The organism is Oleiphilus sp. HI0132 (genome assembly GCF_001635845.1).
Genome location: NZ_LWGJ01001506.1, coordinates 1 through 1,837, shown reverse-complemented (window position 1 = coordinate 1,837; position 1,837 = coordinate 1). Strand labels below are relative to the sequence as shown.

General features: G+C 43.8%; 2 protein-coding genes. One reads left to right on the top strand and one right to left on the bottom strand.

Annotated elements, in window-relative coordinates:
• Positions 1-268, top strand: a 268-nt coding sequence (locus A3766_RS23230; RefSeq protein ID WP_231882972.1) for a hypothetical protein, incomplete at its 5' end; no start/stop codon positions are given.
• A 36-nt stretch (positions 269-304) separates the two neighbouring features.
• Here the strand turns inward: A3766_RS23230 and A3766_RS23225 are convergent.
• Positions 305-1,747, bottom strand: a complete 1,443-nt coding sequence (locus A3766_RS23225) for a hypothetical protein (protein WP_068638299.1) — start codon at positions 1,745-1,747, stop codon at positions 305-307.
• Positions 1,748-1,837 lie beyond the last annotated feature (90 nt).

Here is a 1,837-nt window from a genome sequence, read left to right as displayed (position 1 = left end):
TGCCTATACTGATAGTTCTTTCAGGAATATAGAGGCTCAGACTATGAGAACATTGCGTTTGACCACGCTTGATAATCAGCGACAGCGTTTAGAGCGGGAAATAATAGAAACGAAGAAAAAGATTGTAGCAGCTAATGAGGGTGCGTTTCCTGACCTGGGTTTAGTTAAGCAATTGAGAGATTCTATTGAGCGAAATATGCAACTTATTTCAATGATTGATCAGCATCGACCCGCAAGAATCTCTAAGCTGAAAGCGAAGGTGATTTAGGGTAAGTGTAAAACTTACCCTGATTCACAAAAACAATTACTTTTGCTCACGAATAGCCGTTCCCTGAAAGATAAACAGCGGTGTGGGCGATGTGTAAATGACGTTGTCATCCTCGTCTAAGAGTGGCTCTCCATCTTCATCTGTCTGGGCAATATACTCATAGCCAGGGTCTTCATAACTGTTCGCGGGGACAGCGACGTTATTTTCCTGATCTTCTTCACTTTGCAGCTCAAAAAGGTCTTTCGAAACATTGTAACTTTCACAGCTCGTTGGATTGTAGATGAGTTGCTCGCGTGTCGGGTTGGGGTTGTCGTCGCCCTGAGGTATTTCTGTTTCTCTATCATCTTCTAAAGCTTTGTAGATGGCAGTACTGAACTTCGATACATAGACGCGAATTTCTGCATTAGGGTAGTCTACCTCTACTTTTAAGCGCTGCAAGTCTGTCAGCGCATCATTACTGCCATCGCCAATTGTGAATGAGTTGGAGATGACAGTATTGCGCTCGTCGGCTTCATCGTGCTCTGTTAGTGAGTCACCATCATCGTCAATAAGGTCGAAGCAAGCAGGGTGCTCGATTTCTTTGGTAATCGAGCCGTCAGGGCATGTGACGACATTTTCTTCATCATCATCGAGGCATGTTTGATTTAATAGGGCGTACCCCAGAGTGCCATATTTTGACTCCAGGTAGTCTTCGTCGACAGTAAGAATTTGGGGTGGTTCTTGATGGATTACCTTGATCTGCCTTACTTTCGCTTCACTGAATCCGGACTCTTTGAAATTTTCAGGAGCGATACGGTCCAGAGCGGCAAATTGAATTTCATCATCTGTTTCCACAGTCGGATCTTGGTCGAAAGCTATTAGAACAGTTTGATCAACCTTATTATCTATTTCGACAAAGGCTGAAGGGATGTAAGTCAGGTCCAATGAGGCGCTAAACTGATCTAGAATATTGAATGAGTCATCTTCACGGAGAAACTCTATCTGATCATTGCTGTAGGTGCAGTGTCCGTCATCGCTGCTGATTGCGGAGGACATTTGCTCCTTAGCTTCGACGAATGTTTGAACAAGTTTTTCGCTGTCGATGGCAGCAATAAGGCTTTCCATAAAATCTAGGGGATTGTTTGCTGATTCTACGGTTCCCTCGTCATTTAGTGTGTAGTTCATATCTGCGCTGATCTGTTGCAATATAAAGTCGCGGACGGCTTCCTCGTCAGCTGAAAGGTCAGATAAAATTGGGTTACCACTTGCGTCAATAGATTTAGATTGCAGGCCTTTAAAGCTATTAATGAAGTCCTCAAGGTAAAGTTTGTATTCGCTATTTTTTTCATTTGCGAGTACTTCGTAGCTTTGGTTTTGAACTATCTGCCTTGTTGGCAGATGGGCTTGGCATAGCTGCTCGGTTGTTTGGAAGGTCGGTGTACAGGCCGCGAGTACCGATAGTGCGGAAAGGCCTGTGAGCGTATTTCTTAATAATTTCATTTAAGCTTGGCTCCTAATTTCTGCCAGGTTTTATGAAGTATGTAAGCATCATTTGCAGCGCGGTGCCGAACAAGCTGTAGCTCATCTATA

Bases quoted from the DNA above. Each gene is read 5' to 3' on its own strand.
- A3766_RS23225 (WP_068638299.1), bottom strand. From the start codon at position 1,747: ATGAAATTATTAAGAAATACGCTCACAGGCCTTTCCGCACTATCGGTA.